This is a genomic window from Paenibacillus sp. MCAF9, assembly GCF_052114265.1.
Lineage (GTDB): Bacteria > Bacillota > Bacilli > Paenibacillales > Paenibacillaceae > Pristimantibacillus.
The window spans coordinates 61,881-88,642 of record NZ_JBFREL010000025.1 but is presented as its reverse complement, the minus strand read 5'-3'; the positions used below and the strand labels follow the sequence as shown (position 1 = coordinate 88,642).

General features: G+C 43.8%; 18 protein-coding genes and 1 pseudogene. 14 read left to right on the top strand and 5 right to left on the bottom strand.

The window, feature by feature from the left end; translation table 11 throughout:
- Window positions 1-133, top strand: a pseudogene (locus AB4Z45_RS25725) (transposase); the annotation flags it as partial.
- A 151-nt stretch (window positions 134-284) separates the two neighbouring features.
- Here AB4Z45_RS25725 and AB4Z45_RS25720 read toward each other — a convergent pair.
- Window positions 285-2,378, bottom strand: a complete 2,094-nt coding sequence (locus AB4Z45_RS25720) for a GxGYxYP domain-containing protein (protein WP_441912432.1) — start codon at window positions 2,376-2,378, stop codon at window positions 285-287.
- Between the two features lie 420 nt (window positions 2,379-2,798).
- On the opposite strand from AB4Z45_RS25720, the gene AB4Z45_RS25715 reads away from it, so the two are divergent.
- From AB4Z45_RS25715 to AB4Z45_RS25700, 4 genes are all read left to right on the top strand, one after another.
- Complete coding sequence (locus tag AB4Z45_RS25715) at window positions 2,799-3,275, top strand: CcdC family protein (RefSeq protein WP_441912431.1); 477 nt, start codon at window positions 2,799-2,801, stop codon at window positions 3,273-3,275.
- Between the two features lie 276 nt (window positions 3,276-3,551).
- Complete coding sequence (locus AB4Z45_RS25710; protein WP_441912430.1) at window positions 3,552-3,797, top strand: hypothetical protein; 246 nt, start codon at window positions 3,552-3,554, stop codon at window positions 3,795-3,797.
- A 49-nt stretch (window positions 3,798-3,846) separates the two neighbouring features.
- Window positions 3,847-6,120 (top strand): glycoside hydrolase family 3 C-terminal domain-containing protein, encoded by a 2,274-nt coding sequence (locus AB4Z45_RS25705; protein WP_441912429.1) that lies wholly within the window; start codon window positions 3,847-3,849, stop codon window positions 6,118-6,120.
- Window positions 6,121-6,378: 258 nt separating this feature from the next.
- Window positions 6,379-7,377, top strand: coding sequence for a LacI family DNA-binding transcriptional regulator (locus AB4Z45_RS25700; RefSeq protein ID WP_076268612.1), 999 nt, complete (start codon window positions 6,379-6,381; stop codon window positions 7,375-7,377).
- Between the two features lie 96 nt (window positions 7,378-7,473).
- Here the strand turns inward: AB4Z45_RS25700 and AB4Z45_RS25695 are convergent, their stop codons facing one another.
- Complete coding sequence (locus AB4Z45_RS25695; protein ID WP_441912428.1) at window positions 7,474-8,016, bottom strand: NADPH-dependent FMN reductase; 543 nt, start codon at window positions 8,014-8,016, stop codon at window positions 7,474-7,476.
- A 551-nt stretch (window positions 8,017-8,567) separates the two neighbouring features.
- Here AB4Z45_RS25695 and AB4Z45_RS25690 point away from each other — a divergent pair.
- The 6 genes from AB4Z45_RS25690 to AB4Z45_RS25665 all read left to right on the top strand — a co-directional run bounded on the left by AB4Z45_RS25690 (window position 8,568) and on the right by AB4Z45_RS25665 (window position 15,358).
- Entirely contained in the window at window positions 8,568-9,464 is an 897-nt protein-coding gene (locus AB4Z45_RS25690) for a carbohydrate ABC transporter permease (protein WP_076268610.1), read from the top strand.
- Window positions 9,461-10,342, top strand: a complete 882-nt coding sequence (locus tag AB4Z45_RS25685; protein ID WP_441912427.1) for a carbohydrate ABC transporter permease — start codon at window positions 9,461-9,463, stop codon at window positions 10,340-10,342. Before AB4Z45_RS25690 ends, AB4Z45_RS25685 begins: the two co-directional genes overlap by 4 nt.
- Before the next feature lie 59 nt (window positions 10,343-10,401).
- Entirely contained in the window at window positions 10,402-11,742 is a 1,341-nt protein-coding gene (locus tag AB4Z45_RS25680) for an ABC transporter substrate-binding protein (protein ID WP_441912426.1), read from the top strand.
- Window positions 11,743-11,826: 84 nt separating this feature from the next.
- The gene (locus tag AB4Z45_RS25675; protein WP_441912425.1) at window positions 11,827-12,819 is read left to right on the top strand and encodes a LacI family DNA-binding transcriptional regulator; all 993 of its coding nucleotides are present in this window, start codon (window positions 11,827-11,829) and stop codon (window positions 12,817-12,819) included.
- Between the two features lie 28 nt (window positions 12,820-12,847).
- Window positions 12,848-13,819, top strand: a complete 972-nt coding sequence (locus tag AB4Z45_RS25670) for an N-acetylglucosamine kinase (RefSeq protein ID WP_441912424.1) — start codon at window positions 12,848-12,850, stop codon at window positions 13,817-13,819.
- Window positions 13,820-14,026: 207 nt separating this feature from the next.
- Entirely contained in the window at window positions 14,027-15,358 is a 1,332-nt protein-coding gene (locus AB4Z45_RS25665; protein ID WP_441912423.1) for a family 43 glycosylhydrolase, read from the top strand.
- A 66-nt stretch (window positions 15,359-15,424) separates the two neighbouring features.
- Here the strand turns inward: AB4Z45_RS25665 and AB4Z45_RS25660 are convergent, their stop codons facing one another.
- From AB4Z45_RS25660 to AB4Z45_RS25650, 3 genes are all read right to left on the bottom strand, one after another.
- Window positions 15,425-15,682: a carboxymuconolactone decarboxylase family protein gene (locus tag AB4Z45_RS25660; RefSeq protein WP_441912422.1), complete on the bottom strand. Its 258-nt coding sequence runs from the start codon at window positions 15,680-15,682 to the stop codon at window positions 15,425-15,427.
- A 1,398-nt stretch (window positions 15,683-17,080) separates the two neighbouring features.
- Window positions 17,081-17,854 (bottom strand): hypothetical protein, encoded by a 774-nt coding sequence (locus tag AB4Z45_RS25655; protein WP_441912421.1) that lies wholly within the window; start codon window positions 17,852-17,854, stop codon window positions 17,081-17,083.
- A gap of 143 nt (window positions 17,855-17,997) precedes the next feature.
- Window positions 17,998-19,050: an LLM class flavin-dependent oxidoreductase gene (locus tag AB4Z45_RS25650; RefSeq protein WP_441881205.1), complete on the bottom strand. Its 1,053-nt coding sequence runs from the start codon at window positions 19,048-19,050 to the stop codon at window positions 17,998-18,000.
- A 616-nt stretch (window positions 19,051-19,666) separates the two neighbouring features.
- On the opposite strand from AB4Z45_RS25650, the gene AB4Z45_RS25645 reads away from it, so the two are divergent.
- The 3 genes from AB4Z45_RS25645 (at window position 19,667) to AB4Z45_RS25635 (ending at window position 26,757) form a co-directional block, all read left to right on the top strand.
- Complete coding sequence (locus tag AB4Z45_RS25645; RefSeq protein WP_441912420.1) at window positions 19,667-20,455, top strand: arylamine N-acetyltransferase family protein; 789 nt, start codon at window positions 19,667-19,669, stop codon at window positions 20,453-20,455.
- A gap of 570 nt (window positions 20,456-21,025) precedes the next feature.
- The gene (locus AB4Z45_RS25640; RefSeq protein WP_441912419.1) at window positions 21,026-26,107 is read left to right on the top strand and encodes an AAA family ATPase; all 5,082 of its coding nucleotides are present in this window, start codon (window positions 21,026-21,028) and stop codon (window positions 26,105-26,107) included.
- Window positions 26,104-26,757, top strand: coding sequence for a response regulator (locus AB4Z45_RS25635; protein WP_441912418.1), 654 nt, complete (start codon window positions 26,104-26,106; stop codon window positions 26,755-26,757). The genes AB4Z45_RS25640 and AB4Z45_RS25635 overlap by 4 nt, the downstream gene beginning before the upstream one ends.
- The last annotated feature ends 5 nt before the right edge of the window (window positions 26,758-26,762 follow it).

Below are 26,762 nucleotides of genomic sequence, written 5' to 3'. Positions count from 1 at the left end.
TTGAACCCGAAAGTATTTTAGGACAGATAAAGAATAACCAAGGATTCCGGCGTTTCTGCTTCGCAGCTTACCTAAGGTAAGTCTGGAGGTCGGGTGGCTTTCGCTTGCCCATAATCCTATGAAGCAAGCATAGACCAGAATAGAAAAATAGCAGTACAGGAATAGCTCTCCTGTACTGCTACCAATACTCCCGTTCAAAGCGAGCTATTCCTCAGCGAGCTTGATGCTTATGGGACAGCCCCTTTTTGGTTCCACTTTTAACAAAAGCCACGTACATTTTAAATCTAATCCTCGTCTTCGTCCTCCGCTAGCTGCGATTTGGCCGGCAGTTTGTTGTAATCGCGGATAAGTGAGAAGTAGTGGTCAGCCCGTACAGCTTGATATTCCGRTCCGAGCGATTCTGTTATCGCCACAACATCAGAAGGTGTCATGCTCCATGCGAGCAGCCCGAGTGATACGAACAATGGTGATTTGCCATCCCATTTTGCTTTGGCTGCTGCCAAAATGTTTTTCCCGTCTTGTACGGTACTTATGCCTTGAATCGTGGATACGGGCAGTGTACCGTTTATAATTTCGACACCATAATGATCTTCCCAGCTTAGGAATAGTCCTTTTGCCTTGTAAAACTTCTCATAGGCAGCTGCCTTTGATGCGCTGAGCGGAACATTCTCGCTGTTCACACGATTCAGCACATACGGAACGGTCATTCCTGTTTGCTTCATATACGTATAAGACTGCTTAAGGAAATCAGAGAATGTGGCTTCCGGCCATGCTTCCGGGTAGAAGTATCCTGATCCAGAAGGACCAGCAATGATGAGGTCATTCTCTGTTGCTGTCTTTTGAAAATAGTTCAGAATAGCGGGTGCGCCGTCATAAAGAAGTGGGCTTGATGTCCAGTTGATCGGTACTTTTCCGCGAGCAGGATCATCCCATAGGATACGCATTCTATGCTGATTGTATTGGAAGTTGTCGCCCTCGCTGAAGGTATACGTGACGTAAATTTTATTTGCAAGCTTAGGGGCCTTAGGCGTTTTGGCTTTGACTGCCTTTGCCTTTGTTCCCGAGAAAACCGTTAAGTTGCTGAACCAGTCGGCCGCAAGCACGTAGACACTGTAATTGGATGTAATTTCTACGGAGCTGAATTCGCCTTCAACGTCATTATTGAACCAGCCTAAGTAAGGGGTGCCTGGCTTGACGCCTGATAAGATTTTTTCGAAAAGCGCTTTCTGTTCCGGCACGTTGGAATCAAGCCAGAACACCATCGCTTTATTCGCAACTGCATAATCACGGAGGTAGCCGTAAGGCTCCTTCTGGTCTGAGGTTGGCGGCTGGATATTGCCTGCCGATACCTTAAATTGATTCCACATAAGGACGGAGGCAGTTAACTGCTTTGTACCTGCAGGCGGCGTAAACTTATAGACGAAGTATCGGCCATTGTCTGCAAATCGGTGTCCGCCTTGTCCTGTTGATACTTGAGAGCTTTGACGGTCGTACAGAAACGCCTCTTCCTCAGGCGTACCTGGAATAAACTGCGCGATTGTTTGCCCGTCTGCCTTCACGGTTACTTCATGAACGGCGGATCCCCAGCCATCCTGAGGGAAAGCAYCCTCGAAGCGAAGAAATACGGATTCCTTGCCCAAATTGCTCGTCAAATCCAGCTCATACGTATTTTTATTTTTGCCATCGCGCTCCTGCGTGGTGTCCTCCGCAATGGTCTTGAACGATTCAGGGAGTCCGGGAGGTATTCTAACGGATGTGTCAGGGCTTAATCCAACTAACATCCGATGTGTCGATTTGGCCCATAGATTCTCATATTGCCATGTGTAAGCATCCAAACGGTCTTTGAATTTGCCTTGTAAATCATCGAGCACTTTTAGGTTAAATGGTGCTGCTTTCAACTGCGCGGCGAGAGCAGGGCTAGCGACAACGGCATCTTTTAACCCAGCAAGAGTAGTCGCTACATTGACGGTATCAGCGACCTTTGGATCGTAAACAATGATGCCTTTTACTTCTTTTTTATATTTTTTGACGATATCCCAGTAATCTGCATGCACATTGTAGGGAACCTTCAAATCTTTTAGCCAGGTCAGTTTGCCTTCTTCTTGGTTTTCCAGCAGATATATTCGAGGCTCCTCACGGTTAACGATACCCTGCAGCGTTGCAAGCAGAAGCTTAATGTCCCCTGGCGCATCATAAATATCAGCTACATCTAGTTTTTTGGGGGTTGCAAAGGATGGAAGCGCTTGCTTGTTTGGCCAGCTAATGGAGCTATTGCCGGATTTGGATTCCGCAGTTGCTGCAGCTGGTGCTGAAGCGCCAAGCGTTAAAGACAGCGTACATACGATAGCCAGACATGTGACAGTAAGTTTTCGAATCACGATCTTACACCTCGTCTCATCTGATTGGGTAATACCATCGTCATAGCGCCTTTTCCATTCCCTCCTTCCTAGGCGGCTTCGCTAATGCGCATACGGCAGTACCTAAACTATATATTAAATATATTTATGTTTAATACAATCGTTTCGACAAAGGTTCCAACAGAAGGCAACTCGAGACCTAAAGGATTATAGCGCAAAAGAGATAGACAATAGTCCCTTTTACATAGCCAAACCGTGAGTATTGCATGCAGTAATTATATATATTAAATATATATAATTGGCGGAGAGTATGCGTGCAGCATATACTTCACATAGTGATCCCTTTATATCCAAAGGAATCGTATTGCAGGTATTTCCTTCGAGTAGGTATAATATAAATTATGGAAATTCAATATTTAATTTGTAGAAAGCGGTGTTGAAATGGATAGCTCATTTTATGTGTTTGTCATTGTCATTGCTGCCCTCGTGCTGTGGAGACGAACAAGAAGCTTTTACCGCCCCATTCGAGGAGACGGCAAAAGGCTGTTGTACCCGATTCTATTTATGCTGCCGGGTCTGCTGTTGATATTTAATTCCAACGTCCATGCGCCGTTTTACGAATTTTTGATTGCTGCGGCTATCGGTATTATCCTCTCGATTCCGCTAATATGGACCACGAACTATGAAATTCGTGATAATCATCTTATATACGCCAAGAAGAACTGGGGATTCATCGTCGCTTTTCTTGTTGTCATTGCTATTCGTTTCGAGCTTCACCATTACATGTCCACAATTGAACCTCAAACGCTGGCTGCTTTGTTTATGATTTTAGCGTTCTTCTACGTCATCCCATGGCGAGTCGTTTCTTATATTAAATTTCGGAGATTAGTACAGCTTCAAACGGTACGAAAAGTATAATCGCTATTCTGGCACTCAAGGAGCCCTTTTAAAGGAGCTCCTTTTTTTCTGTTTTCACAACATCTCATTAAAATACTATTTTTCTGAAATTTATACCATATTTTGTGGAATTGGCATTTTATAATCAACGTATTGGGATGTAACAATGGGGATGAGGGGGAATTTGAAAATGAGGCATGACCATGCTGGAAGTAATGGTTTAGTCGCAGCTTCTATCTTTTTTGAATAAATGTAAGCGCTTGCTGTAATGTACATTTTTCGAAAAGGGGTATGGATATGACATCGAAAGGAATGCGTCTCTTTATTTGGGGATTTGTGCTCTTGTGGGTCGCAGTCATGATCGTTTTTAGTTTTGCTGATTTGAGCTTGTCCAAAGCGATATATAACGAGGAACACTCCTTGTTTGGACAGTTTTTTGAAAACTTCGGCGAGCATCCTGCATTTATTGTCCTATTTATCGCAGGCAGCATTCTCTTTAGTACGGCTAGGCATGAGAATCCTAATGCTGTATTCAGAGCTTAAGGCGTCTAAACATAGGTGTAATGAGAAACATAATAGAGGAGGATTTTAAATGAAAATTGATATTCAAGCGCTTATTGACCAAATGACTTTAGAAGAAAAAGCAGGTATGTGCTCGGGGCTCGATTTCTGGCATCTAAAGGGTGTTGAACGACTTCATATTCCTTCTGTAATGGTAACGGATGGACCTCATGGGCTGCGTAAGCAAAAGGGTTCTTCTGACCATGTAGGTATTTTTGATAGCGTTCCTGCTACCTGTTTTCCATCAGCGGCAGGGCTTGCCGGCTCTTGGGACCGTGAATTGGTTGGAAAGGTAGGCGTGGCTCTTGGCGAGGAATGCCAAGCAGAGGATGTGGCTGTTTTACTTGGGCCAGGCGCGAACATCAAGCGGACGCCGCTATGCGGACGGAACTTTGAATACTTTTCTGAAGATCCTTTCCTATCCTCGGAAATGGCGGCAAGCCATATTCAAGGGGTACAAAGCCAAGGTGTTGGCACCTCACTCAAGCATTTTGCACTCAACAATCAAGAACACCGCCGAATGTCAGTCGATGCGATTGTCGACGAGCGGACGATGCGTGAAATTTATTTGGCAAGCTTCGAGGGTGCGGTGAAAAAAGGAAAGCCATGGACGGTCATGAGCGCCTACAACAAAGTAAACGGAACGTATGCTTCGGAAAACGAATTTTTGTTAACGGATATTTTGAAGGAAGAATGGGGCCATGAAGGTTTTGTTGTCTCCGACTGGGGTGCGGTAGATGAGCGAGTAGATGCGCTTGCAGCGGGGCTTGAGCTAGAAATGCCTTCCAGCAACGGCAGTGGCGACAAAAAAATAATAGAGGCCGTTCAAAGCGGCAAGCTTTCCATTGAATTGCTCGATCAAGCTGTTGCAAGACTGCTTCGAATTATCTTCATGAGTGTTGATCAGAAAAAAGAGAACGCCTCTTACAATGTGGGAGAGCATCATCAGCTAGCTCGCACGGTTGCTAGTGAATGTATGGTGCTTTTGAAAAATGAACAACAGCTGCTGCCGCTCAGCAAAGGGAAAAAAGTGGCGGTCATTGGCGCATTTGCTCAAAAACCTAGATATCAAGGCGGCGGCAGCTCGCATATCGTGCCGACTGCGCTCGATAATCCGCTGCAGGAAATGAAGCAGCTGGCTGGAGACTCGTCATTCATTGTTTATGCTGAGGGTTACTCGCTGGATAACGATAATATTGATGATGCGCTCGTGGAAGAAGCGAAGAAGGCTGCTGGCGAAGCTGATGTGGCTGTTGTATTTGCGGGTCTTCCCGACCGTTATGAATCTGAGGGATACGATAGAAAACATCTAAATATGCCGGGTAATCAGAATCAGTTGATTAAGGCTGTAGCGAGTGTGCAAAGCAACGTCGTTGTTGTCCTTATGAATGGTTCGGCTATCGAGATGCCTTGGGCTGACGAGGTGGGAGCCATTTTGGAGGCTTACTTAGGAGGGCAAGCGGTTGGCGGTGCAATTGCTGACGTTCTGTTTGGAGAAGCGAATCCATCCGGCAAGCTGGCAGAGACATTTCCTGCTAAGCTAAGCGACAATCCATCATTTCTATTTTATCCAGGCGAGGCAGATCATGCGGAGTATCGGGAAGGCATCTTTGTCGGATATCGCTACTATGATTCAAAGAGCGTTAAGCCGATGTTTCCGTTTGGGCATGGTCTGAGCTATACAACATTCGAGTACACAAATCTGTTGATAGACAGCAAGGAAATAAAGGATACGGAAACGGTAAACGTTCACGTCACGATTAAGAACACAGGAACACGCACCGGCAAAGAAATCGTTCAGCTGTACGTTCAAGATGTCGAGAGCACCGTGATTCGGCCGGAGAAAGAGCTGAAAGGATTTGCCAAGGTAGAGCTGCAGCCTGGAGAGCAGAAGAAGATAACGTTTACGCTGGATAAACGATCTTTCGCTTATTACAATGTTGCTCTAAAAGACTGGCATGTCGAGAGCGGAGACTTTGCTGTTCTTATTGGGCGTTCATCGGAGGATATTATCCTAGGCGAGACGCTGCGCGTTCAATCCACTGTCCCTCTGAAAGTTGTGTATCATCGCAATAGCCTTCTCGGTGACTTAATAAGCGATACGGAGAAGGGTCCAATCGTGCAAGGCATTATGCAGCAGGTTCAAGCAGGAATGGGAATCTTGATGTCTGAGGAGAATGAAATGGCAGACATGATGGCCGCGATGATGAAATTTATGCCTCTTCGCAGCTTGGTGTCCTTTAGCCAAGGGGCGTTCACAGACGAAATGCTAAACGGCTTGCTTCACCAATTAAACCATTCATAGTCGAAGCGAAATAGATTTTACAAAAGGACCGTCCTTCCGCGTGACGGTTCTTTTTTTCTATTCAATTAATGCAAAGCTTTTATATGCCGCTCCACAATTGAGCAGGGATATGAGGTGCCTTTTACGGACAAAACCTGAATATAGACCTGTCAATGGAATAAAACATAAATTTACTCTAATAAAGTCTCAACTTATGTGAAATCTAGTGGTAAATGTGGTATGTTTATGTAAATTGCGTTTAACAGGAGCGGTTCATCAATGAAGGTTAGTATATTCGATGTTGCCAAGAAGTCAGGATTGTCGGTTGTAACGGTATCCAGAGTTCTTAATAAGTCGACATCCGTGCGCCAAAAAAATAAAGAAAAAGTGTTGCAGGCCATGAAGGACCTGGACTATCATCCGAACGCCTCAGCCCGCAGTCTTGCAAGCGGCAAAACCGGTATTATCGGTCTAACTTTGACGACATTGCATGATACTGTCCTTGACGCTGTAGTCAAAGAAATTAATGATAGCTTGGCAGAGCAGGGCTATTTCCTGGCACTCTCCATCTCGCAGGGGGACGAGGATTCATTCGATCGTTCGATGTTTCAAGAGGACCGTGTAGATGGAGTTATTTTGCTCTCGCCAATTAATGCAGATATATATGTAATGGAGCTGAAGAAGCGGAAGATTCCTTTTGTCATCCTTGATAATCAGCAGCGCAATCCGACGGTTCCTTCTGTTATTGTTAATAATTTCAAAGGCGGATATGATGCAACCAAACATCTCATTGACCTTGGACATACCGAAATTGCTCATATTAGCGGACCAGATCCGTTTCTGAGCAGCCGTGAGCGTGAGAGAGGGTTTATGTTCGCGCTCGAAGAAGCAGGTTTGCAGCCTTTTGAAGTGGAGCAAGGATCGTTTGATATTCCTTCAGGCTACGCCATTGCCAAGCGCTGGATCGATGCAGGCAAGCTGCCTACAGCGGTATTCGCAGCAGATGACTTTATGGCACTTGGTGTAATGGATGCTTTCAAAAATGAAGGGGTTCGCATTCCTCAAGATGTATCCGTTGTAGGTTTCGATGACCAGATCTATGCGGAAGAATTTCATCCTGCGCTGACAACCATCCGTTTGCCATTTGAGAAAATTGGGCGGCAGGGTGTGGATATTTTGCTGAAGCTAATCAAGGATTCTCCAAAAAGAAATACGATCATGGAGTTTGATCCGGAGTTAATGGTGAGGAAATCGACGGGAGCGCCTAGAGGGCGTTAAGTTTAATAATAATGTGCAAAAGAGCCCGCGTAATTACTATTTGTATAGTGATTGCGCGGGCTCTTTCTATTTATTTTGGCTGCGTCGCTATTAAGCCTAGTGGCAAGCCTGCTCAAGTGATTGAAGCGCGGTTATTAACTCCTGCTTTAATTGGGAATCGGTAATTATGCCTCTTTTATTTAGCTTCAAAGTAATATGTGGAATAATTAATGTCCCGCCCTCAACAATATCAGCATTAATCATTTTAAGAGTAAGCAGAAGTGAAGCATGAGCTTTGTCCCCGCCCATTGGAGTAGGTGAGGCACTAATTACCGCTGTAGGTTTATTCATAAACGCCGTTGTGGATACAAGCCAATCCAGTGCGTTTTTCAAAACGCCAGGCACACCGTTCCCATATTCGGGTGTACATATAAGCACGCCATCCGTTTCCTCAAGAAGTGCTCTCAACTCTCTGACAGGCACCGGTCCTTCATCTATATCCATGTCAGGGTTGAAATGCGGAAGGTCGCCTAACCCGCCATAAATAGTAAATTTCATGTTTGCGGGGGCTAATCCGATGACAGCCTTCATTAGCGATGTATTTGAGGAGTTTTGACGAAGACTCCCCGAAATAGCCAAGATTTTAATTTCCTTATTCATTCCACTTCATCTCATTTCTTCTATGCTATTAAGCCCTCGATATGGAGTTACCGTGTATTATGATAAACAATCGCATTCATCTTTATTATCTCATTTTAACACGAGTTTTCAAATTACTTCTGCCTATACTAAATTAAAACCCGATAATTGAATAGCGCTTTCACATAATAAAGTTTAAACGTTTAAACAAAATATACGACAAAATATACGTTTGATACTTATAAGAGACAAGTAAAGACAAAAACAGAAACCGTGCGTTTTTGTACTAGGTAAAGGGAATCTATAATCCATAATAAACAAAAAAAATATTAATTGACATATTTTGAATGTCGGTATAAACTCATGTTGAATATTAAAGCGGTTTAACTTTCGTGAATGAAAAGCAATAACAGAGAGAAAAAGAGGTGATTTGAAAAAGCGATTTTGAAGAAATGCACAAGCAAAGCAACGGTGGAAAAAAGGGGACATACAAGAGAGCGATTAAGAGTTTTTTAAATTTGCTTCTTTAAGGCCAAAAGGAATAGGAAACCAAATGGAAGGGGGCGGTTTTACTGAAGAACAGCAAATTTCAGAGACGGGAAAACAAACACTTTTATTTATTTATATCGCCATGGATTATTGGTTTTCTCATATTTGCTTTATATCCAGTAGGCGCATCTTTGTACTACAGCTTCACAGACTACGATATCATTAACCCGCCTGTTTTCGTAGGATTAAACAATTTCAAAGAGCTCTTTCAGGATGAACAGTTTTATAATTCGATAATGGTTACGCTCAAGTACACGCTTATTAGTGTTCCTATTACGTTGTTTTTATCACTTATGTTTGCAATCTTGATTAATCAGAAGATTCCTTTTAACGGTTTTTTTCGAACAGCGATGTATTTTCCAAGTATGATTTCAGGCGTATCCATGGCCTTATTATGGTTTTGGGTATTTAATCCACAGGCGGGATTGTTCAACTATGGATTATCTTTTTTCGGAATTGACCCCATTCACTGGTTCCTGGATGAGAATTACGCTTTGTGGGCGCTCATCATTATGTCGTTCTGGGGACTCGGCGCAGGTATGCTTATTTTCCTAGCAGGGCTCCAAGGTGTGCCGGCTCATCTGCTGGAGGCAGCAAGGCTCGACGGTGCTGGCCGGTGGAAAACATTTTGGAACGTAACCTTTCCAATGATTTCGCCCGTTTTTCTGTTCCAGCTTATCATCGGTGTCATTGAATCCTTCCAAGTGTTTACACAGGCCTATACCATCACGCGTGGCGGACCGAACTACTCTACATGGTTTTACGTGTACAACATTTACATCAATGCGTTCAAAAATTTCCGCTACGGATACGCGTCAACCATGGCCTGGATCCTTCTCGTTGCAGTACTCGTTGTCACCTACTTTATTATGAGGACGTCGAAACGTTACGTTTACTACGAAGGAGGGGGCAGTAAATGAGTGAAGTGACCCATGACGCGAGCTCAAAGCGAATTATTGTCAAAAGAAAGCTAAAGCTTTCGCAAATTGTCGGATTTCTAATTTTATTAGCGGTAACGATTACGATGCTGTCACCGGTTTGGTTTATGCTCTCGACATCCCTGAAGACGACGAAAGAAATGCTTATGTTTCCCCCAACAATCATTCCAAAAGTGTTTGCGTGGGAAAATTTCCGTGAATTGTTTACCAATACCGAAATTAAATTCGGACAGCAATATAAGAACAGCTTGATTGTTGGCCTATTCACAGTTATTGGAACGGTGCTTTCTTCATCATTCGTTGCTTTTGGATTTGCTAGATATAAGGGAAAAGGCAGCGGGCTGATGTTCATGCTAGTGCTCAGCACATTGATGCTTCCTTATCCAGCGATTATGATTCCGCAGTTCCTATTATTTATGAATCTTGGATTGCATGATTCGTTATTGCCGCTCATCCTTCCCGCTTTCTTTGGGTCAGCTTATATGATTTTTTTATTGCGACAGTTTTTCTCTACGCTGCCTGACGAGCTTTATAACGCCGGGCGGATTGACGGCTGCAGCGAGTTTAGACTGTACTGGAATATTACGCTGCCTTTAGCAGGACCGGCGCTCGCTACGGTTGCTATATTTTCATTCATTTGGAGTTGGAATGACCTGCTCACCCCTGTACTTTACTTAGATTCGCAGGAGAACTTCACGCTTCCAGTAGGGATGGCTGCTATGCTGTCATCGAAGTTTCGTTTAGCGCCTTGGAATTTACTGATGGCCGCTTCGATTCTTTCCGTACTGCCAATTATCGTGTTGTTTGCGGTAGCACAGAAGAGATTCGTTGAGGGAATCGTACTTACAGGCATTAAATAGTTTTTTAAGCGTTTTAGCTTGCTTGTATGAAATCTAATAAAACCAAGGGGGAAATTAGAATGAAGAACAAGAAATGGTTATCCATTACCGCTATTCTCGCATTATCGATGTTTGCAACCGCTTGCTCAAACGGCGGAAACGAGGGTTCCGGCAAAGAAAAGCAGGTAACGATTACGCATTATACGATTGATTCGCCGGACAGAACGTTTGTAGAGAAGCTGATTCCAGAGTTTGAAGCGAAACATCCGAACATCAAAGTTAAAGTGACTAAAGCACCTTATGAACAGTTTGATTCCAAGCTGCAATCGTCTATTGCCGCGAAAAATGCCCCGGACGTAACCTCTCACTGGGGCTATGGCGGTTTTATGGAATATTACAATAAAGATATGCTGATGGATATGACCCCTTATTTTGAAGACTTCAAAGCAGCGGACTACAATATTCCTGAAGATGTAATGAACATCTACAAGGTTGATGGTAAAACCTATGGTATTCCGTTAAATAGCTACGTGACCGTCATGCTGTACAACAAGGATCTTTTTGATAAAGCGGGACTTCCTTACCCTCCAACCGATTATGAGGATAAAAGCTGGACTTTCGACAAAATGGTCGAATATGCGAAGAAGCTGACCGTAGACTCTGAAAATTTGGAGGAAGCTCAATATGGCGTCGACTTTGGATTTGGTGAACGTGACCAACGTCCTCAATATTTTGGTGCAAATGTCTACTCCGATGACACATGGACAAATGGCGGTAAGCCTTCAGAAATAAATCTAACTAAGCCTGATGTTATTGATGCGTACAAAACACTTTATGGTCTCATTCATGATTTGAAAGTGTCGCCAACGCCAGCATTCTCCCAATCCGTATCCGGGCAATTCGGTGATCCGTTCCTATCGGGTAAAATCGCGATGTCTATAGTTGGTTCATGGAGCCTTGCTGCCGCTGCAGATTTCAACTTTAAAGTAGGTGTTGCTGCGGTTCCAGTAAGTCCAAAAGGCGATGTGCGGAGCGTGCTTTACGTGGATCCATTATTTGTACTTAAGGATTCGAAACATCCGAAGGAAGCTGCGGAGTGGATTAAGTTCTTGGTTACAACTGAAATTCAGGAGAAATCGATCGAGCTTAGCGGAGGCAATCCTCCGGTCAACCAAGCAGCTGCAGAAAAGTATTACAGCAACTTTGAAGGCATCGATCCAGCTGGCATTAAACAAGTATTTGAAGGCGCTTATAAATACGGCTTCGAATCGTACAATCATTTGATTTCCAATTACTCTCAAATCAATGAGCTGTTCATCAATGAACTTTCAGGTGTAGAGAACGGAAAGCAGAAGGTTGAGGATGTGCTGCCAGTCATTGAACAGAAGCTGAAGGATCTTTTGGCAAGAGTGAATAAATAATGGGTTAAGGGGAGGGGCGATTTAGGCTGCTCCCCTCCATTTTATACAAAGCGTGATTACTACTAGTCTGAGGAAGGCGTTCTTATGAAGGTAAGCATTGTGGACGTTGCCAAAAAATCAGGATTATCCATTGTGACGGTATCAAGGGTATTAAACAATTTGCCAAGTGTCAGAAAGAGCAACCGGGAACGGGTTCTTCAGGCTATGAAGGAGCTTGATTATCACCCTAATGCGTCTGCAAGGAGTCTTGCACGAGGAAAAACAGGCATAATTGGACTAGCGTTAACAACTTTGCATGACTCGTTTCTCGATGCGGTCGTAAAGGAGGTTAATGATCGGCTTGCGGAAAACGGCTATTTTCTTGCATTATCGATTTCAACAGAGGAGGATGATCACATCCATCGATCATTGTTTCAGGAAGGCCGTGTCGATGGCGTCATCTTATTGTCACCCATACGTGAGGATGAGTACGTATTAGAGCTTAAGAGAAACCGAATTCCATTTGTCATGCTCGATAATCAGCAGATGAATTCGCCAGCAACCTCTGTCATCGTAGACAATTTTTATGGTGGATATGAAGCAACCAAACATTTAATCGATTTGGGACACAGGGATATCGCGCATATTAGTGGTCCAGAGCTGTTTCTGAGCAGTCGAGAGCGTGAACGAGGATACTATGCTGCATTGGAAGAAGCGGGCATAACACCCTTCTGCGTGGAGCGAGGAGATTTTGAAATATCTACGGGTTACCGAATTGCTCGGGGCTGGATGGACGCTGGCAGACTGCCGACTGCGATATTCGCGTCCGATGATAATATGGCGCTCGGCGCTATGAATGCTTTTATAATTGAGGGAATTCGAATACCTCAGCAAATTTCGATCATTGGATTTGATGATCAGATTCTTGCCACGGAGTTTCACCCGAAGCTGACGACGATGCGCCAGCCGGCCGCGCAAATTGGAAGGATGGGGGTTGAACTGCTGCTGAAGAGCATAAGCGGTGCAGCCAAAAGAAATGTTACTGTTCAATTGAGCCCTGAGCTGGTTATTCGGGAGACAACTTCTTTGAGGCAATAACAAACATGAAATCAAGGGAGTGTATCCGTTGAAATATTACTTGGGTGTAGATGGCGGCGGCAGCAAGACGTACACGCTGATTACAGATGAGTCGGGCAGAATTGTAGGAAAAGGGAATAGCGGGAACGGCAATCATCAGGTTGATTATGAGGCGGCCAAACGCAACATACGCGAATCGGTTGAGATGGCATTACAAGAAGCAAATGTAGTACGCAGCGACATTCAGTACGCTTATTTTGGTTTGGCTGGTGCTGACAGGGAAGCGGATTATGAAATATTGAGACCCATGATCGCAGAACTGGGATTTGCGAAGCATGAAGTAAATTGCGATACAGCGATAGCTCTTCGAGCGGGAACGGATCAGCCGTATGGCGTTGTACTGATTTGTGGTGCCGGGACGAACAGCGCGGGGGTTAACTCTCGGAATGAGTTTTATCAGTGCGGAGGCTTCTCTTATGCTTTCGGAGATTTCGGCGGTGGCAGCGACTTAGGCATTGAAGCTTTCCGCTCGGTTATTCGGGCTTGGGATGGGCGCGAGCGGCCGACTATATTGACGAACCTCCTCCTGCAGGACCAAGGCTACGACAGTGTGGATAGCATGTTCAATGATTATTTGAATCACGATAAGACACCTCCGCTTAGAACGGTGAAGCTGCTGTTTCAAGCAGCAGAACAGGGAGATGAGGTTGCATTAACGATTTTGCGAGTGCAGGGGGAGGAGCTGGGCAAGTCGGCGCGGGCTGTCATTCAACGTCTAAGGATGGAGGCGGACAAGTTCGATGTTGTCCTTGCTGGCAGCGTACTTACTAGGGGAGAGGCAAGTTTTATTCACCCGTATATCGAACAAGCTGTCAAAAGCTGTGCTCCAGATGCATTCTTAGTTAAGCTCGAGATTGAGCCGGTTGTGGGAGCGGTGTGGCTTGCTTTTGAAGCTGAAGGGAATACGCTGCCGCGGGAAGTATACGACCGTTTAAGATCCGTGTCGGAATATAGTTATTGATTTTTTTGGAGGGCACCGTTAATGGTGCTCTTTTTTTATTTGGCCTTTTAAAACAAATGTAATAAACGTGGGATACGAAGATGCTATTCAAATCGACTAGATTGTTTAATATCGTCTCATGGTGACGTATAGGTAAGTCGAGTTATGCTGGAGTAAGCTAATCATTTGGTTAAGTTTATAAAATATAGGCTGGAGAGCGAGGAATAGATGAACATGATAAAAAATGAAGGTATTCCAGTAGAACATGAACGTGTGAAGTTAACATCTCAAAATCCGATAATAACTACAATATATACGGCTGACCCTTCTGCTCATGTTTGGGAGGACGGCAAGGTTTATATTTATGCTTCGCATGATATGGACCCGGCAAGAGGCTGTGATTTAATGGATCGATACCATGTGTACTCCTCTTCCGATATGGTGAACTGGTTGGATGAGGGCGAAATTCTTCGTTCGGACGATGTAGCATGGGGCAGACCGGAAGGCGGCTTCATGTGGGCGCCGGATTGCGCCTACAAAAACGGAACCTATTATTTCTATTACCCGCATCCCAGCGGATCAGATTGGAATAATACATGGAAAATCGGTGTGGCGACGAGCCAAAAACCAGGAAGCGGTTTTAAGGATCAAGGTTATATCTCAGGACTGGGCGGATTTGCGCTCATTGATCCGTGCGTGCTCGTTGATGATGATGGACGTGCTTATATGTATTACGGCGGGGGCAGCAGATGCGAGGGCGGCGAGCTGAACGACGATATGATGTCCATTAACGGCGAGATGCGCGAGATGGAAGGACTGGAGGATTTTCATGAGGCGGCTTGGGTTTTCAAAAGGGCTGACCTTTACTATCTGACCTACGCTGATAATTTAGATGGAAACAACCGAATGAGATATGCTACCAGCAAGCATCCGCTTGGACCATGGACCTATAGAGGTATTTTTCTAGAGCCGACTGGCTGCTCAACTACTCACGGTTCTGTGGCGGAATTTAAGGGGCAGTGGTATTTGTTTTATCACAATCAGGAAATTTCGGGCCAAGGCAATTTAAGAAGCATGTGTATTGATTATTTGTATTTTAATGAAGATGGAACAATCCAGACCGTCGTTCAAACCAAAGAAGGCGTTAAGTCTGTAGGGGATGCTCCGGCTCCCAATACAAATCAGAGAACCTACTCTGCCAGCCGTGTGGACGGAGGAGCGGTTGTTGAAACAAACGAGCAAGGAGAAAGTGTCGTTAATCGTTTGGATATCGCTGGCTCTTATTGCGAGTTTCAAGCTATCGACGGAGAAAAAGGCGGAAGAGCGGCCATTCATATTCGTTATGCAACGGCAGAGCGACTCGCCAAACTAAACCTGACCGTGAATGGTCATGATTATTCCTTGCTTAATGCACTGTCAACAGGAAGTCTGCTGGACTATAGCGGTCTTGCTAGTATTACCGTTCAGCTAGAGCCAGGTGATGATAATATCATTAGGCTCACAGGCGGAAATGGTGAGATTAGTGTCGAAGGCATAACGGTTAGCCCGTTTCTGGATTAATAGAATATGACGCAGCCCCCACGATAAGAAATGGGGGCTGCTGCTTTTTAATTTGAAGAAATAAACTTAACAGAAACAGTCCGGCGCTGAGGATGATTGGTTTGCTTTCTTGTGTGATCTTTTGTCATCGTCTTCTTCAAATGAGATTAAGGCATGGGTCGCATGGCTGAGAATGGCGCCAGCTCTTGTGGATGCTGCAACCAAAATGGCCTCTACTATTTCCTCCCGTATGCCTCCTAGCTCCTTGTATTTCTTCACATGCACATCAATGCAATAGGGGCATCCTGTCACATGAGCAACGGCTACAGCAATGAGCTCTTTCATTTTTGTCGGATTGTAAGATTCTAAGAAAGAGGGTTTGTTTTACATGACTATTGAAATTTCCCCAAAGATTATTATTAGTGGAAACGCAGTTGAAGAATTGAAGTCGGAATTGGAGATATCTAATATAATATATTAATAAATTCATTTAGTAACTTTTAATTACGGAGGAAATGATAATGGACAAACTAAGAGAGGGTTACTGGTCGATTGCAACACAAAAACACTAGAAAAACTATAAGCCAGATAGCCCCCATTTAGATGAATTCGATTCATTTTGCAAATGTTAAAAAGTTAAAAAAATGGTTTTATCCGTTGGTATTGGCAAGCAGGAACTACACAGAACTATTTTTCCAGAAATAGAGAGAGCTTCTGACCAACAAATTGAATTTAAAAAAATGCAGCTGGAGATTTTATAAGACTTGAAGAATATGTTCTAGCAAATAATCAAGTTCTTGGTATTACAGGTCAAGTGTATGAAAATTTAAATCCATTAGACGTAGAACGAATTGCAGTTGAAACATTAGACCAAACAAAGAAAATTCCACTTCTGCAAAGTGAACTAACTAATTTGCTTGCGAGTCAAACGTTTTCAGAGGAAGATATTCAGTTAGCATGTTCTCTTCAAGAACAGTTTCGATTAATACAAAAGCTCAATAAGACTAAGGGCAAGGAACCTATTTATAGTAATGAATATGTTTGGGGACCGAAACATGAAAATATTGTAATGACTGTTTCTTCTTTGGCGCGACTACTCATGCAGCAGGGGCTCCATGTCAAATCGTTCTATCATCGGAGCAAAATTCTGCTTACCCACGTAATAGAGCGAAGAGCTTTAAGTTTATTACACCTATTAAAATTATAAAAAGTAATAATAGATCGCAAAATAAAAAGCCTAGAATACACTAGACTTATTGACTTGATACTATTGTTAAACTGTATTTTTTTTGTTGTTATAAATAATAAAATACGCTCCACAACCTACTACTAATACGATATGAATGTAGTAAGGTAAGTATTGGAGTTGCTTGTTAGGAAGATGTAGGACTTGATCAATTATTAAGTAACTCCAAATCAAGTGATAAATTAAATTGATCACTAAAAAAGCAACATGAAGATTACTCCAGTCCTTAGAGCATAAAGCAATACCAATAAAAACACAAACGAAACTCCATACTAAGCTAACTGAGAGGTCGCTCATAGTTGAATCACTATTCCAAAGCCATTTCAATACACTAGGAATATAGAGTAAACCTGTCAAACATGTAAGGATTCCAATTATCCTTTTATAGTGACCAACTTCGATATGACTCACCACCTTACCCCTGTTTGTTTAGTATATATTATACCACATTCACAAAAATTATTAAGCCTGAAGACAAGTCTCCAGGCTTAAGATTATTATTTACTATTTTCTAGCTTCCAATATAATCCCATTGGAATTGTACCTTTAGCAACTTCAACTGAATACACATTCGAATCATCTACCAATTTTTCTAAAACTTCTTTACTTGCCACACCTTGTAATTGTATATAGCCTTTAAATTCATAACTTGTATCACTTTCTATTGCATCAAACACTGAATCAGACAGTAGTACTTGACCAATAGTTACACGTTCACTATTTGAGTTAATACCTCTTCCATACAATAATACACTCGAAATATCATCTAAATATTCTTTGACTTCTTCACTTGATAAAGGTCTGTTAAAAGTAATAATAAACTCTGAAAGTTCATTACCCTTAAGTTCTCTTATATTGTCATTCACCTCAGCTGCGAATTCATCCAATTGTATCTTGTTTTCGATAGCTGTATACTCTGGATTCTCTATCAAAGTTTTACTCTCAATTTGAGTTGTGTTCGTTTGAATTGAGTCAGTAGCTAAGGTAGTCGTTGTTGCTGTCCAACTTCCACTTGTAATGTCTGATGGGATATGAAAACCAGCTAATGAATCAAATGTATTACTTACTGTATTTAGTTCACATTGCCCAATCAAACATTCTGCAGTTGTAGGTTCTCTACTTTGAGATGAGTATGCTATTAAATATGGTTCTGTAGAAACATTATAAGAGCTAATATATTGCCATTCAGTACTTAATTGATATAATGGGCGAATGTGGGAAACATATGCTGAATTTGCTGTATTTGTTTGCGAGAAAGATGATTCATACACAAGCTCCTTAAGTATCGGATTGTGTACTATTTCTCTGTCTTTTTCGTTTTTCCTTTTATTAGAAGATTTACCCAACCTAAAAAAGAAGTGCACAGGCCATCTCAGGTCCGCACACTTCTTTTTTGAGATAATTGCTATCTTTTTTATTGCTTTCCTTCGCTTCTTGCAAGCTCCTTGCGCACGATTGGTGCTACTTTAGTGCCAAGCAGCTCAATGGCTCGCAGTACCTCGCGGTGCGGCATCGTACCCACATTCACATGCAGGAAGAACCGAGTAACCCCTAGATTTTTGCGCAGCAAAAGAATCTTCTCCGCAACATATTCAGAATCACCCACATATAAAGCGCCTCGAAGGCTGCGGGCAGAGTCATAAGCTGCACGACTGTAATGCTGCCCCCAGCCGCGTTCACGTCCAATGACATTCATTTGGGCCTGAGTTGGCGGGAAAAATAAATCGGCTGCTTGCTCCGTTGTTTCGCCAACAAAACCGTGGGAATGTGTGGCGATTTGCAGCTTGCTGGGATCATGTCCAGCTTTTGCAGCTGCCTCCTTGTAAAGATCGACCAGCGGTGCAAAATTTTCAGGCATCCCGCCAATAATAGCGAAGGCGATAGGAAGGCCGAGCAAGCCTGCGCGAATCGCAGATTGCGCGTTGCCGCCGCTTGCGATCCAAACGGGAAGCGGGCTCTGAACTGGCCGCGGGTATACAGGTAGATTATGAATAGCAGGACGATGTCCACCGCGCCAATTGACCTTTTCGGAATCTCTGATAGCAAGAAGCAGCTCTAGCTTCTCTTCAAACAATTCATCATAATCTTCTAAGCTGTACCCAAATAGCGGGAAGGATTCAATAAAGGATCCCCGCCCTGCCATAATTTCGGCTCTGCCGTTCGAGAGCCCATCGAGTGTGGAAAACTGTTGAAATACACGAACAGGGTCGTCTGAGGACAGAACGGTAACAGCGCTGGTGAGTCTAATATTTTTGGTCATAGGAGCTGCAGCTGCCAGTACAACCGCAGGCGCAGTGCCAGCGTAATCAGCACGGTGATGCTCCCCAATACCATAAACATCTAGTCCAACTTGATCTGCTAGCACAATTTCCTCAACCGCGTTGCGCAGACGTTCAGCATGGCTCATGATTACTCCTGTCACCGGGTCCGGTGTTGTTTCCAAAAAAGTACTGATTCCAATTTCCATGTTTGCTGCCAAATCGGCCATAAATAAACGCCTCCTTTATTACCTATAGTTTACTCAATTTTTTATGGTTTCTCAAATTTAGTAAGCAGATAATTTCGGTTGATTACTTCTCTAACGAATCGTAATATGCTTATTAGGCAGAAAACGGCATCTTTTAAATTTTAACGAACCTGATTAACGTTATGGCATGCTGTATGAGGGGTTAGGAGCTGTTTTTCTCAAAATAGCGACGCTGGAGTTCGTTACAAATTCAATTCATTCCAAATGGCTTAAATAAGAGCTGCGGGGTTCGTTAGCGAAAAATCCAATACAAATTCCGGGCAAAGGAGCGCCTTGTTATCAGCGATTCACTCAGGAATTCTTTTTGTCTAAGCCTCCATAAACATAACAAGGGCTGTTCCAAATGTAGATTTCTACTTTTGGGACAGCTTTTATAAGCCATTGGATAATCGGAACGTTATTCGGAGTAAATCGTGGCTTTGCCCGTAAATGATTTATTTTGAATACAATAATTTTACTGATTTTCATTAATTGCAGCGCTTGTCTTGCCATTAGTCGATGCAGGAAGATATGATGAAATAAATAACAAGTCTACGAACAGCGAGGGGTAAATAAAATGGTAGTTGACCACAAGCTATGGAAACCTGAAGTATTGGCGTATCTTGAACGAATAGGTTATAACGGCCCGATCGACAACAGCTTGGCAACACTTACGGAGCTCCAGAACTGCCATGTACATACCGTACCCTACGAAAACTTAGATATTATAAATCGGGTACCGCTATCATTGGAAATTCCCGACCTGTTCAATAAAATCGTTACTAAGCATCGCGGTGGCTATTGCTTTGAGTTGAATGCACTGTTTGGTTGGTTGTTAGCCGAGCTCGGCTTTAACGTGACGAACTATTTTGCCCGGTTCTGGCGTGATGAAACACAGACACCGCCAAAACGCAGGCATCATATTTTACAGGTAGTAGCTGAAGGAAAGCCGTATCTATGCGATGTGGGAGTAGGCGGTATTGCACCACGAAACCCGATTCTATTGGCTGAAAATGTTGTCTATGAGCAAAAGGAAGAAGCGTATCAGCTGGAGCGGGATGCCTTTTTTGGCTGGGTGCTGCTGGAGAGGAAGAAGGGGGAATGGAGCCGCCTTTATACCTTTACCGAGGAACCGCAGTTGCCGCAGGATTTCATTATGACCTCCTACTGGTGTGAGCATGCACAAGATTCGATATTTGTGAGCACGCCGATGGCGGCCATTCGGACAGCTGAAGGAAGAAATACGATTGCAGGCGAAGAGTTTCGTATATTTACGGGTTTGGGCGTTCAGGTAGTCACACCTTCTACACAAGAGGAATATGCGGAAGCATTACGTAAATATTTTGGAATTGTCATATCCGTATAGCATGCTAAGCAATCGGATCATCTTTTATATCTCTATCATACTAGCGGGCTGTCTCAAAAGTAGATTAATCTACGGTTGGGACAGCCCATTTTTTACGTACATGCTGACCGATTGTTGTCATATGACAAAAAAATGACAACTCTCACTATATAAAAGGGATAATTTGGATTATACTGTTTATAGGTAATTAGTATCATGTAAATGGTAGAAATGCTAAAGGTAAATAGATAATAGGAATTATTTTTGAGGTGAAAACAATGGCTGAGTATATCATGTTTCGAGAGATTTGGACGCCTTTCCGACTGGTAGGCATTCGACTGTTTAAGGATGAACATACTAAATATTGGTATAAAATTGGGAGCAATCATCGAAAACGAATGTTTAAGTGAATGTAACGAGCAGACTTTCCATCGGATGGTCTGTTTTTTTATTCCGAGCACGAGCGTGGTATTCATAGTAGAAGAGCCAATGCTATAATGAAGTTAAATTTCTTCTGGGCTTCCTTTAATTGATTACCTTTGTTTAATTAATGAATTCTTTCCATATCTAGCAACTGGGGAGTGCGGCTTCTTGATTGAGATATCAGGTTATCAAATGATCGATGAAATAGGCAGTTATGATGATATAAACCTATATAGAATGATTCGCCAAGCGGATAACATTCCTGTTATCGCCAAAACCACATGTGATATCTATCCAGGACCGAACGTGGTTGCTGCATTTCAGCATGAGTATGAGCTGCTCGTTAAGCTCGGCGGACGAGGAACGTTAGAAGCATATAGTCTGGAAATGTTAGCAGACAGACCTGTTCTGATTTTGCAGGATATCGGAGGCAGTACACTGGATCGGGTATTGCGCACGCGCGATAACCCTTTTATGCATGAAGCGTTGCTGGCCATCGCAGTATCGGCAGCAGATAGCCTGATGCAAATACATCGTGAAAAAATAATACTCAATGAAATAACCCCCTTTCATCTCATCGCTAATCCCGATACCTATGAAGTGAAGTTTATTGATATTCGAATGTGTTCAACTGAACTTAACAAGAGTCCGCTTCCATTAACAACAGGCAGGCCTGACTTCATTTTGTCCTATATCTCCCCAGAACAGACGGGCAGAACGGGAATGATCCCCGATTACCGCTCTGATTTCTATTCGCTCGGCGTCACCTTATACGAATGGATGTCGGGAAGCCTTCCTTTTGAATCACAAGATGTAATGGATGTTATATATCGGCATATTGCCAGCACGCCTGAACCTCTGCATAAGAGGTATTCCTCTATACCCGAGATGGTATCTGCTATTGTAAGCAAGTGTATGGAGAAGATGCCTGATGCGCGGTATATCAGTGCATTCGGGTTGAAGTCGGACTTGGAAGAATGTCTGAATCAATTCCAGTTATCAGGAGAAGTAGAAGCCTTTGCACTGGCAAGCCGTGATATTTCAGATCTTTGGAGGACTTCAAACCAGTATTACGGCAGACGCTCCGAGCAGCAATGCTTGCAAGATGCACTGCAGCGAGCGTCGTTAAGCGCTGCGGAGGTTATCTGGGTTAGCGGCAACGGAGGAATAGGAAAAACGTCCTTTGTGAATGAAACGCTTAGAAAATCGATGCCGCTTGAAGTTTATTTTGTTACGGGCAAATTCAATCCGCAGCAAACGGCAAAACCCTACGACGTATGGATTCAAGCCATTGATGAATTGGTTAGCCTAATGCTCATGGAGAGCAAGCTGCAGGCAGAGGTTTGGAAGCTGCGCATAATAGATGCCTTAAATGGGTATGGACAGCTGTTGATTGAATTGGTTCCAAAGCTGGAGCTGCTGATTGGAGAGCAGCCAGCGGTGCTTTCATTGCCGCCAGTGGAAGCGCAGCGCCGTTTTCACCTTATTTTGAGCCGTTTTATTCATCTCTTCCTTCACCGGGACTGCCCGTTGGTTTTGTTCTTTGATGATCTTCAATGGGCGGATGAAGAATCGCTTCAGTATCTTGCTTATCTTCTAGAGGATAGGGACATCAATCATTTACTCGTCATCTTGGCTTATCGGGATGGAGAAATTACGCCTCTGCATCCGCTAAGCCGTTTGGAGAATCATTTTGAAGAGCACAACACAAAGAACAGCCGTATTCATCTAGAGGCTTTGGAAGCCGCTGATTTAACCAGCCTTCTAAGCGACACCATGGGCTGCGAAGCTGCTGAAACCGATGAGCTGGCTGCTGTATTGCTCCATAAGACGGAAGGCAATCCTTTTTTTCTAAAGCAATTTATTCAGGATTTGGTTGATGATGAGCAAGTTATGTTTGATGAATCGAGCAGGCGCTGGCAGTGGGATTTGCAGCTAATTGCTGAAAGGAACGTTCCGGCCAATACGGCTGATTATATATCGGATAAGATGAAGCTTTTCCCGGATCAGATGGTTTATGTGCTTGGGCGGGCAGCTGTTCTTGGCACCAGCTTTGATGTAGATATGCTTGTTTCCATTACGAATCTATCCTTGCAGGAGCTTGAAGAATTGCTGGAGAAAGCCGAGCGTGAACAATTATTGCAGCCAGTTAAGCTCGGGAACGGAAAAATTTATCAATTTCAGCATGATCGCATTCAGCAGGCTGCCTATCATCTTGTGTCCGAGGATGAGCTTCCCGCACTGCATTGGAGAATCGGATCGCTGCTTGCGGACCGTGTTGCATTCACTGAAGATGCAAATGTATTCGAAGCTGTCAATCATTTCAATCAGGCATGGAAACAAATAGAACGTCTAGAGCAGAAGCTTGAACTCGCCGAGCTGAACTTAAAGGCGGCCTTGAAGGCCAAACAATCGACCGCATATGAGACATCACTAGGCTATTTGCGTCATGCTGCTGCCCTTATCGAAGAGGAATGTTGGAAAAACAGCTACTCGCTTGCCTTCCGAATATTCAGAGAACGCGCCGAGGCGGAATATTTATGCGGTCATTTTGCGAAAGCACATGATTTATTTAATTTGTTGATCAGCAAAGCGGAAACTAATTTAGATAAAGCGCTCGTTTGCACAATGAAGATTCAATTGGAGGCAACGAATGACAATTACGACGAGGTCCTTACTTTAGGCCGTCAAACGTTGGAGTTGTTGGATATTCATCCTCGTTTTGAGCCAAGCACATTCGAATTGACTGTGCAGTGGTTAAAGCTCAGAAGGAAAATTAAGAAACATTCGATAGCATCGCTGCAGCAACTGCCGCCAATGACAGATGAAGTACGGAAAGCGGCTATGACCTCGATGGTCTATACGAGCAATGCCAGTTTTTTTGTAAATCAAAAAGGCTGGCTTGCTACTACGTTTACCATGGTCGAAATGACACTGGATTACGGCATGGCCCCGGGGTCATCAATCGGTTTTGTCGGTTATGCCATGTTCCTGAATTTTCAATTTCGGCATTATAAAGACGCATTCGAATGGGGGATGCTCGCCTGTGAATTATCGAAGCCGTACCCTATACTGCATGTTAAGACGCTTACTTCATTCACCCTTTGTTACGACAGCTGGCGCAAATTTGATCCGATGATGCTGAAGACCTTTACCGAGCATGCTGGGAAAGTTGGACTGGAATCTGGAGATCTGTGGCACAGCAATCAAAGTGTATTAATTAATTGTGCAACTCTGCTGCAATATGGTCATCCGCTTAGTGATATTTATAACCGGTTAATTGCGCATTCAGGCGATTTTTTGCGCCATAATAATACGCTTCATTGGAAGCAAGCCGTTCTGCTTTCCGCTCTCCTTGTACGTTTAACGGGATATCGCGCGCCGAATGATCCATTTATAGAAACGGATATCTTTAGCGAGGATTTTGCCGGGTCGGTGCACGGAGATCAGTTTAATACGATTCAAGAGCTGGTTTGCACGCTTCATTATTTGCCTGGCTACTTTTTTGGCCAGTATCAGGAAGCGAATGAGGCTTTGAAGAGAGCAGCCGCAATTATTTCTTCGCGTAATGATAACTATGAGAGCACCGTACAATATTTTTATGAATCGTTAGTGCTGGCACAGCTTTATGAGGATGTTTCCGTACAGGAGCAAAAAGAGATTTTGACAACTATTAAGAAGCATATGAAAAGAATGAAAGTGCTCACTACGCGTTGCCCAGAAAACTATAAGCATAAATATTTGCTCATTAAAGCTGAAATGGCGCGGATTACACGAAAGAGCCGTCAAGCGGAGGAGCTGTTTGAGCAGTCGATTGAGGCAGCGCGTGCTTATGGATATATACATGATCTTGCAATAGCAGCGGAATGCCTTGCAAAATTTGCCCTTCGTCAAGGCAGGCAGCAGCTCGCGAAAATCTATATGACGGAAGCGTATGAAGCATATATTGAATGGGGGGCGGCTGCGAAAGCGGCCGATCTGGAACAAAAATATGGGCATTTGCTCCACATCAGACGGGAGTCGGGCCTTGAAAGTGTGGATTATCTCTCAGCAGTCATGTCCGCGCAAGCATTATCGGGCGAAATGGAAATGAATCGTTTGCTCGACACGCTGATGCGTATCATGCTTCATAATGCTGGCGCGGAATATGGTGTGCTTATTTTTGGTCACGAAGACAATTGGGTTGTTGAGGCGTATGGAACAGCAGAGGAGCTTCGCATTGAAACCGTGCCCCTTGCGGAGGAATCGGAAATCGCCTCAGCGGCTATTATTGGCTATGCAGCACGAACGAAAGAGGAAGTTGTCCTGCATGATGCAGCCCATGAAGGGATGTTCGTCCGAAATCCGTATGTTAAAAATAATGGATTAAAGTCGGTTTTATGTCTCCCTATCATGCATCAGAATAAGCTGATTTGCTTGCTTTATATGGAGAATAAGCTATCGACGAGCGTCTTCACACCGCAGCGGCTTGATGTTCTGAAGCTGCTCGGCTCCCAGTGCGCCATTTCCATAGAAAACGCTAAGCTTTATTCGGGGATACAATATCTCAAAAATAACTTAGAGGCACAAGTCGTGGAGCGGACTCGCAGTCTTGAGAGGTCCATGCAAGAGACGTCTGCTGCGCTTGCCGAAGCTTCTGTTTATGAGGAACGGAGCCGCATTGCCCATGATATTCATGATATTGTCGGCCATTCACTTACCTCGACGATCCTTCAGATTGAAGCTGGAAAGCGTTTGCTGCACAAGGACATGGAGGGCGGCATGCAGCGGTTGAAAGAAGCACAGGATCTAGCAAGGCATAGCTTGAATGAGATCCGCGGCTCTGTCCATATGTTGAAGGAGGACAAGTTCGCTGACCTCGGACAAATGCTGAAGCGGCTCATTCAGGATACAGAGCGCAATATGGAAGTAGAGGTTCATGCAGCGATTCAGCCTTTGCCGAAGCTGTCGACAGCGCATAAGAAGGCGATCTATCATGCGCTCCAAGAAGGCTTAACCAATGGCATCCGACATGGGGGGAGCAAGGAATTCCGCTTTAGTTTGCAAACCGTAGGAACCTATTTGCAGTTCAGGCTCGAAGATTGCGGAATGGGAGCCCCTGAGATTGCGCTTGGATTTGGGTTAAAGGCGATGAAAGAGCGAGTGGAACAGCTGGGCGGAAGCCTCTCTATTGAATCATGGCCAAATCAAGGCTGTCTGTTAAAAATCGATTTGCCCTACAAGATACGTTTGAATGGAGAGAGGGAATGAATAAGATAACGATAGTAATTGCCGATGATCAGATGCTGACACGGGAAGGGCTTCGAACCATATTGGACTTGGAAGATGATTTCGAGATCGTTGGCGTAGCTAAAAATGGGGAAGAGGCGTGTGAAATGGCAGAGACGCTTCAGCCACACCTTATGCTGCTCGATATTCAAATGCCGATTATGGATGGAATCACCGCTTTAAAACGAATTAAGCAGAGCTCGCCCAACATTTTTATTTTGTTTTTAACGACATTCATAGACGCGGATTATATTGTAGAGGGCATGGCGCATGGGGCAAGCGGCTATATGCTGAAGGATATGGACATCGATAAAATGATTGCCGCGATTCGTGATACGATATCCGGGCAGTTCATTCTTCCAGCCGCGGTTGCAGCCAAATTGGCTGAGAGGATGAACAGGTTTACAGAGGATCACGAGCAATGGCAAAAAACGAGCCAGCGTCACATCCAGCTGACAGATCGCGAGAAAAAGTTGGCACAGCTTATTATACGCGGACTGAACAATCGAGAAATTGCTGATGCGTTGTTCATAGCCGAAGGTACAGCACGCAACTACATCAGCAATCTCTATAGCAAACTGGAAGTTGTTGATCGCGCACAGGCGATTATTCGCCTGCAAGGCTTGATTTAATTCAT